Genomic DNA, 16,533 nt, shown 5'->3' on the forward strand with positions numbered 1-16,533 from the left:
GGTCCCAAACCAGGTGCGCTACCAGACTGCGCTACACCCCGACACCCCGTTAGGGCCTTGTGGCTCTACCGTTTTGCCCGTTTCCGCGCAACCGCCGCGATTGCCCCCAGTCGGAACGCAAAGGAAACAGATGGCACCCGTTGGGACCGGGAGTCCCAACGAAATTCCCAACGGCCCTCCCCTCCGCGCCCGTTCACGCGCCTGCCCCTCGGCCGGCGAGGCATGCGCGTGGGCCTTCCGAGAGCCGTCCGAATAACGAGCGATCATGGGAGAGGACAATGCGAGATTGGAACAAGGAGACCACCGAGCTTGTGCGCGAATGCTTCGCCCGAGCGGCAGCACGGGAGGAGACAAGCCCACGCCTCTTGGATCGTGCGGCCCGCCTACTTAGCGACCTAGAGGCCGAGGTTGCTCGGCTACAGAGCGCCGCTGACGCAGAGGCCGAACGGGAATTCGCGCCGCTTGGGGAGTGGTAGCCCCGTCTCAATAACGGCCTTCACCAGGACGCCGCAGAGCGCGCGAGGCGAGCGCCGCAGGGCCGGCGTCCGAGAACGCTTCCTGAAATCCCGTCCCGAAAACGGCTCTGGTTCTGAGCCCGCCTTGCCGGCCGAGCACCGCTCCCCTGTGGCACCCCAGGCATAGCGACTCGCGCAGGTCCGGCGCTATCCCGGCGCTCCCCTTACGAGCCGCCGGGAATCATGTCAGCCTCAGCCGCCCTTTCGGTCGTGCCTTCCGATGTTCAGGCTTGGCATGAGGCCTTGGTACGCATGAAGCCGACCTCGCCGCCCTGCCCGGGCTTGACGAGCATCGTCTGGGGCAAGGTGCACGAAGCCGCGCTCGACTTCCTCGACCGATTCGGCGGCAAAGCCGTCGCGCATGGCTGGACCGAGCTTCGGCGTGCACCCGAAGCTCGGCACCACGCGGGTGGACTGCTGCGGCGCTCTGGTGCTGAGCGGGTCGAAGGCGACCGGCGTGGCGGCTGACCGGATCAGCCTCGGGCTTGTGACCTACTACCGGAACGTGCCGGGCGCCGGGGTTGGGGTCCAAGTCTGGGATTTCCGATGGTGAGTAGCGACTTCAGGATCCGTTGCAGACCATCGGCGCCGTTTGTACCCTGCCAGGCATGGCCGAAACGTCGCCGCTCGACGCACTTCTGAGCAACGCGATCCGCTTTCTGATCGCGGGCGGGTTGCCGCTCGAGATCGTCGATGAGGCCGGGACGCTGCACTACAGCCTGGAGGGCCGCGAGCTGACTACCGAGGAGATCATCACCGGCGCGTATCTGCTCGGCATGAGCGGCGCGGAGCCTCTGAACTGAGCCATGGCCGAAGCCTCCGCAACAATCGGCGACTTGGTCAAGGCCAAGGCGGTGACTGCCGGGCAAGTTGAGGCTGCGGTGGATGCCTACATGGCGGATCCGACAACGACATTGTTCCAGTTCGCCGATGAATGCGTGCTGGATCTTGCCGCCGCCGTAAAGGCCGATCGGCACGCCTCGGCTGTGCTGCGCGACAAGACGGTGTTCAAGGGCGCAAAGCGCGCCGCGGTGCGCACCGCGATCCTACTGGCTCGGCCGGAGAAGCGGTGAGCCTGCCGGCCGCACGCGGCCCTGCCCGAATCGCAGCTGCGCACTAGCTAGTTCGGTATGGCCCCAAACGAAACCATCGACGAGCTGCTGCGGCAAGGAAGCCTCACTCAGCTGGACGTGGACGCCGCTGTTGACGCAGCTGCGGCCGACCCATCGGTCGGGCGCCTTAACGTAGGGGCGGCGCATGCCTTGAACATGATCGCCTTCCTCCGAAGCCATTCCTTCGTGGCCAAGACGCTGAGAGATCCTGAGGCGAGCGAGGGGCTGAAGAAGGCGGCCCTGCGCAAAGTCATTCTGAAGGCGCGGGTGGAGAAGCGATGAGCCATGCCGACGATCTTCGAGGCGCACAGCCTCGCCATCACGGCGCATGCCGGCCAGATCGACAAGGGCGGCCAGCCCTACATCCGGCATCTTGAGCGGGTGGCGAACGCAGCCGTGGCACGCGCCGGTCACGCACGGGCCGTGGACCGGATCGCGATCGACCCGATGGAGGTGATGCAGGCCGCCATCCTCCACGACGTCCTGGAGGACACGCCGACGACGGCAGAGGGCCTGCGGGCTGCTGGCTTTGCGCCGAGCGTCATCAAGGCGGTTGCGATCCTGACGAAACCCGCCGTGCGCATCCCCTATTCGGATCGGATCACGTCGGTGATCGAGAGCGGCGATCTCGGCGCCATCCTGATCAAGATGTCGGACAATGAGGACAACCTCTGCCCGAGCCGGACCCTGCCCGACGGCGCCGGGCTCCGGGAGCGCTACGCCACGTCGTTCGCCCGTCTGAAGGAAGCCGCAGCTCAGATGGGCTACACCGGCCCATGACCGAATCCCGCCGCTTCCCCACACCCTGGCGTATCGTAGAGCTTGAGGAGCGCGTGAAGGTCAGCGCCGAACCACGATGCAACGCATGTCGCGCGAGGAGGCGCGGAAGTTCGCGGAAGCGTTCGCGCTGCTGCCTGACCTGCGGGAGCAGCTGCGCGAGATGATGGCGGCGGACCAAGCCTAGGAGGGGGCACAAAGGCCCGGCCCGCCAATCCAACCACGACCTTGGGCGGAGCACGGACGAACGCCCGGCCTACAAAATTGGTTGATCCGCGAACATGGGGCACAGGTCGAGGGGCTGCGGCAAACGTAGGATGGCCGCATCAATCGAACGAATGGTCACTCTTTCAGGGCATTGCTTTCTTATAAACTGTGCGGAACAAACCATCAGCCTGTTTATTCATATAAGCAACATCTGCATCGGTGAGACTGCCTGTGCAATGTGCACTAAAATAGTCTTCGTCCACATTAGCCGATGTTCTTGCTGTGAATTTGATCATGACTAGCCTCCAAGCGCAGCCTAGCACACGATCTCTCTGGACTGCGTCCTCGCATCCGTTCGTCAAGCAAGATGACACATTGCGCTGCGCTTCGCGGCCTCCAGCAAGGGCTTCCGGGAAAGAATCTTTGAATTTTCTCTGTGTCTCCTGACAGCGATAATCCGCTTGATCGCAGATCTGCAAATGATCATTTGCCGATTGCGCGAGCGCAACGCCAGATCCAGCAAGAAGAAGGAATGAGGCTGCAGCAACATTTCTCATGGATAGCTCCTATACATTTCAGGCTTACCTTAGTGATACTGACTATGATCAGTAATACATTCTTGATCGAGTCGCGCAAATTTATCCGGATTTTATGACCAACATTACCACCAGTAACCCGATCAAAGGGAAATTGCTATTTCTCGACATAGCGAAATTATTCGAATCCGAGCCATTGATCGCCGAAACGAAGCTACAGAAACTTAGCCGCTCTACGCTCCCGATGATGGTGCGCGTGAATTCTGAGCGCAGAGAGCGGCTCATCTCACGGGGGATTTTAGTTCGAAATTCGCGACATGAAAACCGGTAGCAAAATAATATTTTGGAACCAGCTGAATGTCCGGCGATTATACCTAAGCCGGCATTAGATTTTTTCTTGTTGAATCTCGACGAGAATTTTAGCCGAAGCGCGATTATGTTAGGAGCACGTTGATGAAACGCTCGATGCGCTTTGGGCAGAAAATTCCCACACCTTCAATTTTGCAGATCAAGCACGAGCTTAAGCTGATGGCCGCAACAGATGCTTTAATGGATAGCATAAATTCTAAAACATTTACGCCGATTAATCTCGCAACCGTGATAGTATCACTCAAAAGTTGCCATGATATTTCCGAGGAGAATGCGATGCGAATAATTCATAAATTCGGTTATGATAATGGCTTATTGGAAAGGCCAAGGCAGTCATACCAAGGCATTCATACCAAGGCAGTCATAGCTAGTAACTAATTGGAACGGCAGGGATTGATGAAATGAATATGGATCGGCTTACGAAGGCCCGGCAAAGCGGAAAATCTGACATGGATCTGAAACTGCATGCGGATCAACTTGCTCGTCACCAGGCGGAGCAAGACGAAGCGATCCAGCAGCTCGACAATAAAATCTCTTATCTCAAAACTCTACGCCTGATGCGGGACGCAGAGAAGAGGCTGTAATTGCATTGATTCATAGACTATCGGCTGTCAGCTTGTGTCTCAGCTCGGCAGATCTAAGGTCTACGACCAAATGAGGAGTTCGTCCTGAGCAATCTAACCGGATACGTGCCACTTAGCCTTGAGCCTCTTGCAGACCGGCGGAAGCGTTGGACACAGGAGCGCGCAGAGGCTTGGGCTTCGCACAACGCGGGCCTTCTAGCTCGCGACGAGAAGATGGCTCATCTTAGGACGTTGCGGCTCGCAAAGCTGGCGGCTGATGCAGAAGCTGCTGTTCACTTGGTGTCTGAGTCAAAGTCAAAGATCAAACGGAGACAAAATAGCGGTTAGGCTAGAACACGAGCCGCATTGGGCCTAGAGCACACGTTTAAGAGAACGCAGCAGTTTAATAGTTGATTCTGGGCACCCTACGGCAAATTCGGCACGTCGCCAGTTACCTTCAGAGCCAGAACGATCTCGGCGTTCTCGAAGACTCTTTGGAGGCAGGCATCGGCAAGAATGCCGGTCGATCTAAGATCACCATTCGATCCGGTGAGCCGGCACGGTAGGCCATTCGGGATCGTGCTGGGTTCCTCATCGGCGACACTATGTGGTGTCTGAGGGGCAGCAACGGTCTTCCCTGCACCTTCGCTGCAAACCTCGCGCGGAACTGAGGTAGCTATGATCGACCTATACGACGACCAGGGTAGAGCTACCGCCTTTTGCGATGGACGGACCATCTATCTTTGGGAAGGTCGCGCTGTTGCTTATCTCCTCGACGACGAGGTATTTGCATTCTCCGGCCGCTTCATAGGCTGGCTGATAGACGGCTGGATTATCGATGAGGAGGGTCATTGCCTTCTGTTCGAATCCGATGCCGTTCGCGGTCCAGGAAAGCCGACACGTAAAGGCGGAGCCTTCAAATCTATTCCCCGACCTCCGCCACCGCGATGTTCACGCCAAGCAGTTCCTGCGCGTCCGCCGGGGTCCGCAGAATGGTCCGACTCAACCTTCGCTGACTTGCTGTGAGACCTGTTAGTAACGCCGCGCTCTGGCTTTGCCCACCACCTGCTCGGCAGCTGTGGAGATGTCGCGCGCGTCGGTCGCATGATCGCAATGGGCGCAAGATGGGATCCTGGCGGTGTGGCGCCCGGGGCACGGGCGGTCGGGCGATGACGAATTGCGTCAAGGCGAGACCGGGCCGCCCAACCAACGAAAAACCCCGCGAGCCGTGCCGAGGCGAAGGCGCAGGTCGGCGCGCCCGCGGCTCGCTGCGCCTGGTGTGGCCATGCGCCTTGCCGGCTGAGCACCGCACTGCTTACTGTGCCCGATGAGTGAAGCACCTACGACCGGCGAGCTCGTCACCAAAGGAGCCATCACGGATGACGACGTGGGCGTCGCGGTCGATGCGTACCTGGCGGGAGATGACACGACGGCGTTCGCCATTGCAGACGGCTACAGGCTGAACGTCTCCATTGCCGTTGATAACTCGCTCGTCGCTAATCGCCTCTTGGCTCGGGCGCGTGCGTCGGCCGCATCACGAAGAGGTGTAGTGCGCACCGCGATCCTGCTGGCGCGGCCGGTGAGGCGGTGAGTGGCCGTCGGCCCAATCGACATCACCGGCCCGTGCTTGGCACGGTTCTAGGAGCAGCCGCATTCGTGCTCTGCTGCTTGATGATGGCCTGGTTGTACCAATGATCGAGCCCCGCCGGTCCGCCGCACCCTGGCAGGTCGTCGAGATGGGAGATCGCCTACCGTAGCCCGAGCCGCGAGACGATAGCGTTCTGTGCCACGCGTGCCTTTTGTTCACCCGGGTTGTGCGCGCGCATGACCTGCGCTCCGAGCCGGACCGTCATGATGGAGTGCGGCCAGAGCGTCACGGCTTTGTCGAAGGCCGCCGCGGCGACGTCGAAGTTCCAGACCTGTCCGAGCTTCATCTCGATCGAGGTCCCGCTCGTCCAGATGTCTAGATCGAACCGGTTGCTCGGCTCGGCCGGCCGGTCGAGATCCAGCCGCATCGGTACGACGAGATGCGCTTGGCACGGCGCCCGTCCGCAGCGCTCGCGCATCTGGGCGAGGAACGCGCGCAGCTCGGCGAACTCGCCATAGCGCGTCGTCAGGCGATCGAGCCGGTACGAACCGCGCCGCCGGCAGGCCGCGCACTCGATCATCAGACGCTCTGACGGAACATCGCGCAGGCAGCGCATCGCACCCCTTCCGGCCACTTCTCTCGCGAGAACACACCGGGAACAAACAGGACTGGCGGGTCGGGTTCAATCCGGTGCGCGCACCACCTCGACGATGCCTGTGGACGCCTGTGGATAGAGACGGCTGGTACAATGTAGGCGGACGAGCAGCGGCCTGACGTCGAGAAAGCTTCGTGGCGGGTGCTCCAGATTTCGCGACGCCACCGGATCTGCGCGAGATGCCGGGAGAGCACAAGGCGTTCCTATGCAGTGCCTCTTAAGCCTTGCTTGCCGCGCACAAGGCTGCTGTTGCCTGTGTTGCGCACCATTTTGCGACGACAATCTCCAGACGCGCCTTCGCGGCAACGCGAGCTTCCTCAAAGGTAGGAAAGGTTAGTGCGCAGGGCTGGCTGCCTCCGCCCGCTTCATTGATCCGCCACGAGAAAGTGCCCGGCGCAAGCCGATTCGGCCTCACGGTGATGCTGAATGGATGAGCGAGACGCAGACGCATTGCCAGACCCTGTCATACGAACCGGTAGGGGCCAATTGTGTGGGCGGCAAGATTGGCGGGCCAGGCGAGGAATGCGCGGTGCCCAGCCCGCCGGCCGCACTGTTGCCCGTGCCCAAGCAGCGCGACAGCCTACTCAGGCACTGATCAGGCCATAACCCTCGCCGTGTACGGCTTCGCGCATAGACGGGCGGTTGGATCGCAGAACTTAGGGCGGCGGGTCGGGCAGTTGATGGCCCTCGCAGCCCAACCCGCCGGCCTCGCCGTTTGAGGGGGTGAACAGCGCGGCGGCCAATAATCGCGCGATGGTGTTGCTGTAGTATTGCGGGCAAATTCCGAGTTCGAGGATCTTGAGCAGTGGGCCGAGCGATACCGCAAGGAGGAGGATATCGTTCGGCCCGCAGGTCCAGCCGCGCAGTCGTCCTCCGCAGATGGACACCTGCTTCTTTAACAGTCCGTCGGCACACGGTGAATAGGAGGCGTTTCGGCCGTGTCCGCAGCCCTCATCGCGAGAAACGTCTTTAGTTCCGGAAAAGCTTCCCCGCTGAAAATCTCAGGGTCATGCTCGAATAGGATCGCGAACGACTCAGCGTCATAGTAGCGCAAGATCATCCGGGTGAAGCTGGACGGCTTGATGCCGTAGGCTTGCGCCCAGACGCGGAGCTGGTCCGGCGGCACGCGGGCGACCCCCCTCTCGACCTGTGAGACGAAGAGGTGACGTTTCTGATTGACCGCAGCTGCGAACGAGCGCTGCGAATGCCCAGCGCACTCACGCAGATATTTCAGAAAATGACCGCACTCACGACGAAGCTCCTGAATCTCAGGCTCGGAGAGGTTCTGCCTATGCGTGTACACAGAGAGTCGCTCTGCTAGCGCCGACCACTCGACGGCTCTGCGTCATCAGCGGACGTCTCCGGCTCGATCGCGCCCTCCCCGTCGCTCTCAACAGGCTCGGCAGCAGCACCAGCTTCAGCGAGATCCGGGAACGCCGTTCCATCGCGCACTTCTGGCTCTTCATCGAACAGCACCGCGAAGGTCTCCGGATCATAAAAGCGCATGATCATCTGCAGGAACTTGCGTGCCTCGATACCATAGACGTTGGCCCAGACCCGGATCTGATCCGGTGGTACGCGTCCGCGGCCCGTCTCGATCTGCGACACAAAGGCGTAAGTTGGAGAGCCGATCTCGGCCGAGAAGGTGCGCTGCGAGTAGCCGGCCTTCTCGCGCAGGTGCTTCAAGAGCTTGCCGGCATCGCGGCGGAGCTCTTGCGTCTCGGGCGAGGAGAGCTTCTGTGGGTTCGTCGACATCGCGCGCTTTCTACCTGAGCGTACCGCTTAGGACATAGGCTGTCCTGGAAGGTAGGTGAATCCCTGTCAGTGGCGAGGCAGCTGATCACCGCCCGATCTTACTCCAGTCCCAGTCGATGGTGTTATCCTCGGGCAGGCTGGCCATCGGCTTCGCCTCGGCTCGGAGCGGTCCGGGAGCCGCCGGTCAGTTGAACACGATCTGCGTCTGCCCCGGCTCCAGCCACGCTGCCTCAACAGACATGTTCCACCCTGCAGCTTGTGCCCTCTGGCTCAGCGACTCGACGACCCGGTGCACCTCCGGCCGAGTGAGGCTGAGGCGGATCAGCGGGCTCTGTGCATCGCGCAGCAGCACCTCGAACGTCCGTGGCGTGATGTTCACACTGATGGAGTGCACCAGCCGAGATGCCGGCAGGTTCGTGGGCGTGCCCTCCGCTGTCCCAGACTGATTGGATGACGGCGCCTGCCTCTGCCCATACAGCGCGTCCTGATGCTCCAGCAGGATGATGTCGTCGCGCAGATCCGCCGGGGCCGTGCTCGCAATCGGGCTGGACTGCTCCAGCAGGTGGGCCAATCCATTGACGAGCCGGTTCGTCAGCCGCCGGGTCATGACAGCGTGTATGCCCTCGCGCTCGGCGTCCCAGGCGATCAGGGAAAACCGATCCTCGGTTTCCGAGTAGGCGAACCGGAGGCGCATAGCGAGGATGGGAAGGGACACTGTCATGCTGGGTGTCTTTCGCAGACCGCCCTCACCGCAGCAAGGCGGACCGTGCAGGTGACGGCAGCGAATCGGGTAGAGACCACGCTACCGCCCGATCTTGCCCTCGTCGCGGTCGGCCGTGTTGCCCTCGGGCGGGCTGATCGTCGGCTGACCTCGGCACGAGCGCGCTCGGTGGCGTGGGCTCGGACGAGACTTCCGTGTAATACGCAGCATCAATGTGGAGGCGAGAGGGGTAACCTGTTCGGTGGAGTACTAAATTGATCGGATTAGATTTCGCATCCCGGGTTAGATTGAGAACCTTAGCCGAGAGTTTGGTGCTTCTGCCCGGGAGAAGTCGAGATGGTCTGCGGCGGCGATGTTTCGGCGGCAGTGATTGCATCGAATCCAATGATCCGGGAGGGGCTGAGCTCGATCCTCGACGGGGTGGGCTTCCGGGTCATGAAGATCGACGCCGCTTCAAGTGCATCCAGGGATTCGGCAAGTGGCCAGCTTGTCCCTTCGCTCATCCTCGCTGCTCCCGAGGACAGCCGCAGCGTCGAGGCACTTCGTAGCCTGCGGGCGACCTGCCCAGAAGCCAAGCTCGTTCTCCTCGGACATGGAACCGGCCCGGCGGGCTGGCCACAAGATCTCTGCCTCGCAGCCCAGGCCCTCCTTAACAGCGATATCAGCCGGGAGACGCTGATCGGTGTGCTGCACGTCGTCATGTCAGGTGCGACGGTGCAATCTTCGGATCTGCACCCCTTGCTTTTCAAGCGACCGACTACGGCGCTCGATGTCCTTGCAGATCAGGAGCCGATCCATGTCGGCGCAAGCACGCCGATGAGGAAGTTCGAGGCGGATACGTTCCTGGTTCACAGGCTGACGCACCGTGAGGTCGAGGTGCTGCGGTGCCTTGCCGAAGGCGCCACCAATAAGATGATCGCCCGCAAGTTCGATCTGGCTGAAGCCACCGTGAAGGTTCACGTCAAGGCCGTTCTGCGCAAGCTGAAGCTGGGCAACCGGACGCAGGCGGCCATGTGGGCATCCGAGCGTGGCCTTATACTCGAAGGCAGCGCATAGATTGAGGCGTGGAGGTGGCGATACGTCCGATGCATCTTAAGAACATGGAGACGATGCGATAGCAGATTCCGGAATGCTGGGAAGTCGAACGGTAAGCGATCTCGTCGATGAGGCGCTTGCAACCATTTCCATGGTCGCGTAGAAACCAAACCCTTCGCAACTTCTACGATATCGAGCGCCGCGACAGAGTAAGGTAGAGATGCGGGTCTATTGTCACGGAAACTGTCAGGCGAGTGCTTTAGGCTGGTTGCTTGCCGAGATCAAGCCGAACTGGACGATCAAGAGCCGCGAGGTCCATAATTTCGACATTCTTCAGCCGACTCAATTTGAACAGTATTGTGACGACATCCGAAGCGCTGACATCATTCTATCTCAGCCGGTTTCGGATAACTACCGCGGTGTGGATTTTCTGTCGTTGTCGTGGCTCAAGGCCCACAAGCGCCCCGACGGGCAACTCTGCGTATTTCCTTCGATCCATTATCGCGGGTACAATCCCCAGATCTTTGGCCTTGGAATCGAGGCGTATAAAATTGGGTATGACGACGTTCATATTGCCGACATGTATGCATCCGGTCTCTCGGTAGAAGAGTGTCATGATCGTATTACCTCACCCATGTTCTTCACGCGAGCGTTCGTCCTGAGCGAGGCGATGACAAACTTGCGTGAACTCATTCGACGCGAGGATGTCACGGGTTCGCATGCGCGCGTGAGCCCGATCCTGGCGACCCGGATGGACCAGGAGCTTCTCTTTCACACCTTTAACCACCCGAACCGGCGCATCCTCGTCAGTGTTGTCGAGCAATTGATGGCCGCGGCGGGGCAACCGGTGACGCTTCCGCTCGTGGGGATGTGTTATCTCAATAACACTCGGATTATCCCTTACCCTTCGGCGGTAACATCTCTTGGGATGGACGTGTCTGCTGTGCCGGAGCGAGGGCTGTTCGTTCATCTTCACGTAGCCATGCCGCTCGTCGATTTTGTTAAGAAAGCCTACGAGGCGTATGAGCAGGCCGGGCGCGAACAACTGCGGACTGCGATCTCGAACAACAAGTGGGCGAGCGCATATCTGGAGCGTTATCGGAACTCACAGCCCCTAGAGCAAGGCTTCAATGCCGGATCGTTCGTGGAGGGATTATTCCGGACTTTGTTGCGGCGGCACCCGACTGCGCCCGATGTGGCGTATTGGGTAAAGAGGCTTTCGGAAATTGGACCGGCCGAGGTGGTGCGGCATATTACGCTATCGGATGAGTTCCAGGATCGAGAGAACCGGGTTGTGCTGGAGCTAATCTGACGGGGTTTATTCGAACCGAAGCAGTTTCAGCAATTCTTCGTCACCGCTGTTGTGTATGTCTTCCAGTGGGCGTCCGAGCGCGGCATCGTGCCCGAAGGCAGCGCATAGACCGTGGCGTGGAAGCGGAGATAGGTCTGACGCTTCTTGAAAGCACGAGCGCCAAAGAGGAGTAACGCCGCTACCGCCCGACCTTGCTCCAATCCCAATCGATGGTGCTGTCCTCGGGCAGATTGATCATCGGCTTCACCTCAGCGCGCGCCCGCTCCGCGGCTTCAGCTTGAGCCCGACCCTGGGCGAGTTGCCCGAGTTGGGGCAGGTTGCCCATCGAGAGAAGCTGGGCATAGGCGATGGCTATCACACCGCTTTGACGCAGGTTGTTGTAAGCCGCATCAGCTAGCCCGTTCAGAGCAGCCTCGTTGATCCGGTACAGGCCAGCCACCTGCTGGGCGCCTTGCTCGCCCTGGACCGTAATCGGCCAGGGCTCGACCACCCCCGCCCTCACTAGAAGGGTGCAGGCTTCCATCAGGGCACCTTCGCTCCGGGCGGTCTCCATCAGGAAGTTCGAGACCTGCGCCACACCAGGGCTCAGTGCTCCGGCTTCGAAGAAGGGCTCACCCTCTGAGCCTTCCGTCAGGAGGCCGCTCGCCTCGTTCACGCAGAGAGTCGGCTCGCCATTCGCCCGAGCACCGATCAGGAAAGGATAGCCCTGGAAGGAAGCCGGCATGTAGCGGGCCTGCCACGACCCGTTCCCGTCCACGTAGAGGTTCTGCCCCGGCAGGAGGCCCAGCACAGCAGCCAAACTCCAGTGCTCATCCCGCTGGATGAACGCCAGCGGGAGAGCCAGGGCCGCTTGGCTGATCTCTGCGGCAGCGAGCGGTACCACAGCCGTCGACGCAGCAAAGGCGTAGCTGCTGTAGCGGCGCCACCGCAGGCGGCCGTGACGTTCAGGGCTGACGGGCTGGATCTGGCTCATGGCTGCTCGCTTATCCGAGCAGCCCTGCCAGCCTCAGCAATGCGGCTAAACGATGCCGAGCCGGTGCCAGACCGGCAGCTTCTCGGATAGGAAGGTCTCGGCATCCGCACGGACGACGATTTGACGTTCTGTCGGGTCGGTGACCGGCTTGCCGTCCTTGACCCAGTTGATGCCAATCCGCCGCATCGCCTCAATGACGTGAGCAGATATCGTGTCGGTGCTCGCACCGTGGCCGGCTAGGACAGCGGCAAACATCAGCAGGTCGCTGTGGGCGGCCTGTATGCCGGAGCCAGCGTTCGGCGCTGCCAGGAAGTTGTAGACCCGCCCTTGCAGCATCTTCTCGGCGATAACCCGGTTGAGCCGCTGGCCCGGCTCTGGATTGAACTCGGGGTCAGTGCTGTTGGAAGCCGGAACGGGTAGCACCTGCCCGCTATGGACGAATAGGCTGACCGCCTGCAATGCGGCGCCAGCCCCGCTTTTCTGGAACACCGGCAGCGCGATAATCTCGGCGAGGCTCGCCATCTTTTCCGCTAGCAGATCGGCCACAGCACCATACATCTCGGCATTGCCGTCGAGGTCGCCCACTGGACTCGGGATCTTGAACGTGACCTTGGAGCGCGGCACGGCCAGAGCAAACCGCATTCCGCCAAGGATGGCGTTCTGCTCAGGCGGCGTCGTGGAAGAAACCCCTCGCCCGAACAGGTCCCGCCGGAACTGCTTGTTGGAGGCGACGTCCCGCAGCGTCTCCTTGAAGATTGGGTCGGTCTCTGCACCGATCCTTGCTCGGGTACCCTCCGGCACAGCCAGTCCGTCCATGTTCTCGACGAGAGTGGCTGACCCGACGAAGCCGAGCTTGGCCCGGCCGAACATCTCGGCGACATCGGCGAAGTGGAAGATGAACCAGTTGGCGTTCAGGTACTCGTGGGCGAGATAGTTCCTGTCGAGCGTACCCATCTTCTCGACACGTTGCTCTAGCCCAGAGTTGGCTTTGAAGTAGCTTGCGCCCTCGCTGATCAGCGCCTTGACGAGTTCGAGCCCTGACCCGGTCTGCTGATCGGAGCGGCCAGCCACACGCTTGGCGTTCTCCCGCATCAGCCGCTGCAAGGGCAGAACCGATGCCCAGCCCGGCATGCAGTTGTAGGAGACGTAGAGCAGGCCGCCGGGCTTCAGCCGCTTACGGGCAATCTCAACGATGGCCTCGTGCGCCTCGGCCGAGACCCAGGTCAGAATGCCATGCAGGACTATCAGGTCGAGGTCGTGCTGGCCTTCCTGCGCCTCTCGAGCGAGGTCCTGAAAGCTGGCTTCTCGCAGACTGACGTTCGCAAGCTCGGCTTCGTCCACCAGCCCACGGGCATGAGCGACGTGGAGCGGATTGAAATCTACGCCCTCGAAATGGGTGGCTGGGTTGGCCGCAGAGTTGATGACGAAGCCGAGCCCCATGCCGAAGCCGAGTTCGAGCACACGCTTGGGCCGGAGCGACAGACCAGGATGCTTGCCCACGCAGGCCGCCGCAAAGGCGATGTGGGCCGGCACCGTCTCCCGGTAGAAGCCTAGGGCGTAGGGAATGTCGGCCACGTAGCCTTCGGTCCAAGCGGTCATACGAGTTCCTTGAGCAGGGGCTTGCCGGGTTATTGCGGTGGGCAGGTCTAGACGAAGGGCTGCTTAAACGAAACGGGGGGCCCGAAGGCCCCCCGCTCGCTTCCCTTGATCAGCGATGAGACGCTGATCATACCTAAGTGACTTAGGCGGTGAGCGTCGTCGTGAAGTCGGCGGTCGTCACCGTACCGGTCAGGCCGACCAGCTTCACCACGAGATCGTTGGCCGCATTGAAGCCACCACCGTTCGTGTCGGCGACGAGGTAGGTGCCAGCATCGGCGCCACCGTTGATCGTCACCACCGCAGCGTTGTTGCCAGCGCCGAAGCCGTTGCCGCCGCTAAGCGTCAGCGAGTTGGTGATGTCGTTGCCGAGGTTGCCCGTGCCGTTGAACGAGGTCGTGGAGACACCCGTCACTGCCGTGCCGACCACGAACTTGTCCGAACCAGCCGTGAAGTTCGTCACGGTGTCGATAGCAGTGGCCGACGAAGCCGCTGTACCGGTGCGGTAGTCCAGCCAATCAGCACCCGTGTTGAGCGTGACCGAGTCGTTACCGCCGCCAGCGACGAAGGTGTTGTGGGTCAGCGTCGCATCACCAGCGGTACCAGTACCGAACTTGATGATGTCGTTACCGGTCGAGCCCGAGATGTTGAGCTTACCAGTCATAGCGCTCGCATCAACGCTCACAGCACCGCTGAAGCCGTTGCCCGCAGCACCGGTAGCGCCAACGCCGCCCGCACCGTCACCAGCACCGCCGGCACCGCCAGCGCCGCCGCCGATTGTCAGGTTCTGAGCACCCGTGATTGTGACGGACTGAACCGCAGTGCCGTTCGCAATCGCATCTCCGCCGGCACCACCTGCTCCGCCGGGAAGGCCGGATGCGGGCAGCGCATTTGCTCCAACGGTACCCGCAGCGCCCGTGATGGTGTTAGCGGTGGTCCCGTTCGAGTCGATGGTCAGCGTGGTGATGTTGGCACCGAAAGCGAGTGCGCTAGCACCAGCCGAGCCAACGAGGTCCGTGCCGCCCGACAGAGCAATGTGGGCGTTCTGAGCGACCGCCGCACCCGTGAACGTCACGGTACCCGTATGGTCGGCCGAGAACTTGAACAGGTCGGCAGACTCAACGCCAGTGATGGCGAGGTTAGTTGCAGCAGTCGTGCCACCGCTGAAGTCGAAGGTGTTCACCGAGGTGAAGTCGCTGGCATTAACCGCAGTAACGTTCGCAGCGGAGAACTCGATGACCTCAAGACCCGTCGCAGCGTTGATCGAACCCTTGATCGCAGCAGTGAAGGCGGTCTCGTCCGTGACGCCCGTGAAAGCGAGCGTGTCGGTGCCAGCACCGAAAGCAAGCTTGTCGTTCGCGTTCAGGTTGGTCGAGAAGGTGACAGCCAGACGATCATCGCCGCCCGAACCCGTGAAGGTGAGGTCCTGCGAGGCATCGACCGTGACGTTGAGGCCGGAGGTACCGGTCAGGCCCGAGGCGTCAATCGACTTGACGTTGGCGAAGTCGGTCGCCGAGGTCAGGGTCAGGCCAGCCGAGCCGGTGACCTTGATCGTGTTGAAGTTCGCAGAGCCGTTGGCGACGTTGACGAACGAGTTAGCACCGCTCGTGGTGATGTTGGCAACCTCGAAGGTGGTGTCAGCACCACCGCCAGCGGCCAGCAGCGAAAGGGTGGCCGGAGCAGCCTTGGTGCCGGTGCCGTTGGCAACGTTGATGCTGACCGCATCGGACGTACCAGTGCGGTTCGCAGCGCCATTGACCTGGAAGGTCGAGACGCCGTCAGCGTTGTCGAGGCTCAGCGTGGTGCCAGCAGCAACGTTCGTGAAGCTCGTGGTGGTGCCCGCAACCGAGTCCTTAACGGACACAGTGGTGTAGCCGCTCGAGGAACCGAGGTCCAGCGTACCGGTGTTGCCCGTCGTGACGTTCGAGAGAACGATGTTCTCGACGTTCTGGATCACCGGGGTAGCAGTTCCGAGATTGCCGACGATGCGCACGTTGAGGGTGTCGGTACCGGCGCCACCGTTGATGGAGTCAGCGGTGTTCAGCGTGGACGCACCTCCGGGAGCATCGAGCACGGCGTTGAACGTGTCGTTGTTAGCACCGCCCTGGGTGTTAACAGACGGGGAAGCCGCGCCGGGAGCATCAACGTTCGGGGAAAGGGTGACGTTCAGGCCGGCATTCGTGCCGCCCGTTCCGCCCGAGCCAGTCTGGTTGCTGAGCGAGCCGGTCGGGTAGGTGCCCTGAGCGACCGCGTCGAGGAAGGTGGTGACGTTCGCAGCCTGGGCGTTAGCAGCCTCGGGCGAGTTCGCGACGAGCGACAGTACCTGGGCCGCAGACTTGCCGGCGAAGAAGGCGAACTCGGAAGCAGCCGGAGCGCGGCCGAGGATCGACTGGAAGGCGTCCGTGACAAGCTGGTTGCCCGTATCGGTCGCATCGACGGCGCCAGCGGTGGCCGTGCTCTTGGCCGTGAACTCAGCCGAGGTCAGGAACTGCTGGGTGACCTGCTCCAGGGTGAAGCCGTTGCGCAGTTCGGTCGAGAAGAAGCGCAGGCCAGCCTGATCCGGCACGCGGCCCAGGACTTCCTGGTACAGGCGCACGACGGGCGTGACGTAGGTGCTGGCCTCAGCAGAAAGCTCGATCTGCTGACGAACCTGGGCGTCGGAGATGTCGGTGCGATTCGCGAAGTACGAAATGCCACCGGCATCGACGTTCCGGAACAGAACGTTCTGGTAAATCGTATTGAGTTGATCTGCAGTCAGGGCCATGGTCGTTCCCTTGCGGTGCCGTGAAGCCTCCGCCAGCCGGGTCGCTGGTCGGATC

20 protein-coding genes are annotated in these 16,533 nt (G+C 61.4%); 11 read left to right on the plus strand and 9 right to left on the minus strand.

What is annotated here, in order from left to right; genetic code table 11:
• Nucleotides 1-876: 876 nt before the first annotated feature.
• From WDW90_RS15220 to WDW90_RS15240, 5 genes are read left to right on the plus strand one after another with little or no spacing between them, the layout of a single operon-like run.
• Nucleotides 877-1,068, plus strand: a complete 192-nt coding sequence (locus WDW90_RS15220) for a hypothetical protein (protein WP_336488242.1) — start codon at nt 877-879, stop codon at nt 1,066-1,068.
• Between the two features lie 19 nt (nt 1,069-1,087).
• The gene (locus tag WDW90_RS15225) at nt 1,088-1,318 is read left to right on the plus strand and encodes a hypothetical protein (protein ID WP_336488243.1); all 231 of its coding nucleotides are present in this window, start codon (nt 1,088-1,090) and stop codon (nt 1,316-1,318) included.
• A gap of 3 nt (nt 1,319-1,321) precedes the next feature.
• A complete protein-coding gene (locus WDW90_RS15230; RefSeq protein WP_336488244.1) occupies nt 1,322-1,588 on the plus strand; it encodes a hypothetical protein in 267 nt (88 codons plus the stop codon).
• Nucleotides 1,589-1,645: 57 nt separating this feature from the next.
• A complete protein-coding gene (locus WDW90_RS15235) occupies nt 1,646-1,909 on the plus strand; it encodes a hypothetical protein (RefSeq protein WP_336488245.1) in 264 nt (87 codons plus the stop codon).
• A gap of 3 nt (nt 1,910-1,912) precedes the next feature.
• Nucleotides 1,913-2,407 (plus strand): phosphohydrolase, encoded by a 495-nt coding sequence (locus WDW90_RS15240; protein WP_336488246.1) that lies wholly within the window; start codon nt 1,913-1,915, stop codon nt 2,405-2,407.
• A 347-nt stretch (nt 2,408-2,754) separates the two neighbouring features.
• Here WDW90_RS15240 and WDW90_RS15245 read toward each other — a convergent pair whose 3' ends face one another.
• Nucleotides 2,755-3,168, minus strand: coding sequence for a hypothetical protein (locus WDW90_RS15245; RefSeq protein ID WP_336488247.1), 414 nt, complete (start codon nt 3,166-3,168; stop codon nt 2,755-2,757).
• A 432-nt stretch (nt 3,169-3,600) separates the two neighbouring features.
• On the opposite strand from WDW90_RS15245, the gene WDW90_RS15250 reads away from it, so the two are divergent.
• From WDW90_RS15250 to WDW90_RS15265, 4 genes are all read left to right on the plus strand, one after another.
• Nucleotides 3,601-3,894, plus strand: a complete 294-nt coding sequence (locus WDW90_RS15250; protein WP_336488248.1) for a hypothetical protein — start codon at nt 3,601-3,603, stop codon at nt 3,892-3,894.
• Nucleotides 3,895-3,965: 71 nt separating this feature from the next.
• Complete coding sequence (locus WDW90_RS15255; protein WP_336488249.1) at nt 3,966-4,100, plus strand: hypothetical protein; 135 nt, start codon at nt 3,966-3,968, stop codon at nt 4,098-4,100.
• Between the two features lie 657 nt (nt 4,101-4,757).
• Nucleotides 4,758-5,105, plus strand: a complete 348-nt coding sequence (locus WDW90_RS40715; protein ID WP_431311043.1) for a 4-fold beta flower protein — start codon at nt 4,758-4,760, stop codon at nt 5,103-5,105.
• Between the two features lie 301 nt (nt 5,106-5,406).
• A complete protein-coding gene (locus WDW90_RS15265) occupies nt 5,407-5,670 on the plus strand; it encodes a hypothetical protein (protein WP_336488251.1) in 264 nt (87 codons plus the stop codon).
• A gap of 157 nt (nt 5,671-5,827) precedes the next feature.
• On the opposite strand, the gene WDW90_RS15270 is transcribed toward WDW90_RS15265, so the two are convergent.
• The 5 genes from WDW90_RS15270 to WDW90_RS15290 all read right to left on the minus strand — a co-directional run bounded on the left by WDW90_RS15270 (nt 5,828) and on the right by WDW90_RS15290 (nt 8,771).
• Nucleotides 5,828-6,283: a hypothetical protein gene (locus WDW90_RS15270; RefSeq protein ID WP_336488252.1), complete on the minus strand. Its 456-nt coding sequence runs from the start codon at nt 6,281-6,283 to the stop codon at nt 5,828-5,830.
• Between the two features lie 695 nt (nt 6,284-6,978).
• Nucleotides 6,979-7,209, minus strand: coding sequence for a hypothetical protein (locus WDW90_RS15275; protein ID WP_336488253.1), 231 nt, complete (start codon nt 7,207-7,209; stop codon nt 6,979-6,981).
• Nucleotides 7,210-7,217: 8 nt separating this feature from the next.
• Complete coding sequence (locus WDW90_RS15280; RefSeq protein WP_336488254.1) at nt 7,218-7,625, minus strand: helix-turn-helix domain-containing protein; 408 nt, start codon at nt 7,623-7,625, stop codon at nt 7,218-7,220.
• Nucleotides 7,626-7,639: 14 nt separating this feature from the next.
• A complete protein-coding gene (locus WDW90_RS15285) occupies nt 7,640-8,008 on the minus strand; it encodes a helix-turn-helix domain-containing protein (RefSeq protein WP_336488255.1) in 369 nt (122 codons plus the stop codon).
• Nucleotides 8,009-8,261: 253 nt separating this feature from the next.
• On the minus strand, nt 8,262-8,771 hold the full coding sequence (locus tag WDW90_RS15290) for a hypothetical protein (RefSeq protein ID WP_336488256.1): 510 nt from the start codon (nt 8,769-8,771) through the stop codon (nt 8,262-8,264).
• Nucleotides 8,772-9,134: 363 nt separating this feature from the next.
• Here WDW90_RS15290 and WDW90_RS15295 point away from each other — a divergent pair, with 363 nt between their 5' ends.
• Nucleotides 9,135-9,854, plus strand: a complete 720-nt coding sequence (locus WDW90_RS15295; RefSeq protein ID WP_336488257.1) for a response regulator transcription factor — start codon at nt 9,135-9,137, stop codon at nt 9,852-9,854.
• Between the two features lie 199 nt (nt 9,855-10,053).
• Nucleotides 10,054-11,145: a WcbI family polysaccharide biosynthesis putative acetyltransferase gene (locus tag WDW90_RS15300; RefSeq protein ID WP_336488258.1), complete on the plus strand. Its 1,092-nt coding sequence runs from the start codon at nt 10,054-10,056 to the stop codon at nt 11,143-11,145.
• Nucleotides 11,146-11,323: 178 nt separating this feature from the next.
• Here WDW90_RS15300 and WDW90_RS15305 read toward each other — a convergent pair whose 3' ends face one another.
• From WDW90_RS15305 to WDW90_RS15315, 3 genes are all read right to left on the minus strand, one after another.
• Complete coding sequence (locus WDW90_RS15305) at nt 11,324-12,118, minus strand: SapC family protein (RefSeq protein ID WP_336488259.1); 795 nt, start codon at nt 12,116-12,118, stop codon at nt 11,324-11,326.
• Between the two features lie 45 nt (nt 12,119-12,163).
• A complete protein-coding gene (locus tag WDW90_RS15310; protein ID WP_336488260.1) occupies nt 12,164-13,717 on the minus strand; it encodes a class I SAM-dependent methyltransferase in 1,554 nt (517 codons plus the stop codon).
• Between the two features lie 142 nt (nt 13,718-13,859).
• Nucleotides 13,860-16,478, minus strand: coding sequence for a DUF4214 domain-containing protein (locus WDW90_RS15315; protein WP_336488261.1), 2,619 nt, complete (start codon nt 16,476-16,478; stop codon nt 13,860-13,862).
• Nucleotides 16,479-16,533: the final 55 nt, after the last annotated feature.

This window comes from Methylobacterium nigriterrae, from assembly GCF_037106235.1.
Classification (GTDB): Bacteria; Pseudomonadota; Alphaproteobacteria; order Rhizobiales; family Beijerinckiaceae; genus Methylobacterium; species Methylobacterium nigriterrae.

What these genes read in the sequence shown, in the direction of transcription:
- WDW90_RS40715 (WP_431311043.1), top strand. Translation starts at nt 4,758, where the DNA reads ATGATCGACCTATACGACGACCAGGGTAGAGCTACCGCCTTTTGCGAT.
- WDW90_RS15240 (WP_336488246.1), top strand. Translation starts at nt 1,913, where the DNA reads ATGCCGACGATCTTCGAGGCGCACAGCCTCGCCATCACGGCGCATGCC.
- WDW90_RS15290 (WP_336488256.1), bottom strand. Translation starts at nt 8,771, where the DNA reads ATGCGCCTCCGGTTCGCCTACTCGGAAACCGAGGATCGGTTTTCCCTG.
- WDW90_RS15305 (WP_336488259.1), bottom strand. Translation starts at nt 12,118, where the DNA reads ATGAGCCAGATCCAGCCCGTCAGCCCTGAACGTCACGGCCGCCTGCGG.
- WDW90_RS15270 (WP_336488252.1), bottom strand. Translation starts at nt 6,283, where the DNA reads ATGCGCTGCCTGCGCGATGTTCCGTCAGAGCGTCTGATGATCGAGTGC.
- WDW90_RS15250 (WP_336488248.1), top strand. Translation starts at nt 3,601, where the DNA reads ATGAAACGCTCGATGCGCTTTGGGCAGAAAATTCCCACACCTTCAATT.
- WDW90_RS15310 (WP_336488260.1), bottom strand. Translation starts at nt 13,717, where the DNA reads ATGACCGCTTGGACCGAAGGCTACGTGGCCGACATTCCCTACGCCCTA.
- WDW90_RS15295 (WP_336488257.1), top strand. Translation starts at nt 9,135, where the DNA reads ATGGTCTGCGGCGGCGATGTTTCGGCGGCAGTGATTGCATCGAATCCA.
- WDW90_RS15255 (WP_336488249.1), top strand. Translation starts at nt 3,966, where the DNA reads ATGGATCTGAAACTGCATGCGGATCAACTTGCTCGTCACCAGGCGGAG.
- WDW90_RS15245 (WP_336488247.1), bottom strand. Translation starts at nt 3,168, where the DNA reads ATGAGAAATGTTGCTGCAGCCTCATTCCTTCTTCTTGCTGGATCTGGC.
- WDW90_RS15235 (WP_336488245.1), top strand. Translation starts at nt 1,646, where the DNA reads ATGGCCCCAAACGAAACCATCGACGAGCTGCTGCGGCAAGGAAGCCTC.
- WDW90_RS15315 (WP_336488261.1), bottom strand. Translation starts at nt 16,478, where the DNA reads ATGGCCCTGACTGCAGATCAACTCAATACGATTTACCAGAACGTTCTG.
- WDW90_RS15220 (WP_336488242.1), top strand. Translation starts at nt 877, where the DNA reads ATGGCTGGACCGAGCTTCGGCGTGCACCCGAAGCTCGGCACCACGCGG.
- WDW90_RS15265 (WP_336488251.1), top strand. Translation starts at nt 5,407, where the DNA reads ATGAGTGAAGCACCTACGACCGGCGAGCTCGTCACCAAAGGAGCCATC.
- WDW90_RS15300 (WP_336488258.1), top strand. Translation starts at nt 10,054, where the DNA reads ATGCGGGTCTATTGTCACGGAAACTGTCAGGCGAGTGCTTTAGGCTGG.
- WDW90_RS15230 (WP_336488244.1), top strand. Translation starts at nt 1,322, where the DNA reads ATGGCCGAAGCCTCCGCAACAATCGGCGACTTGGTCAAGGCCAAGGCG.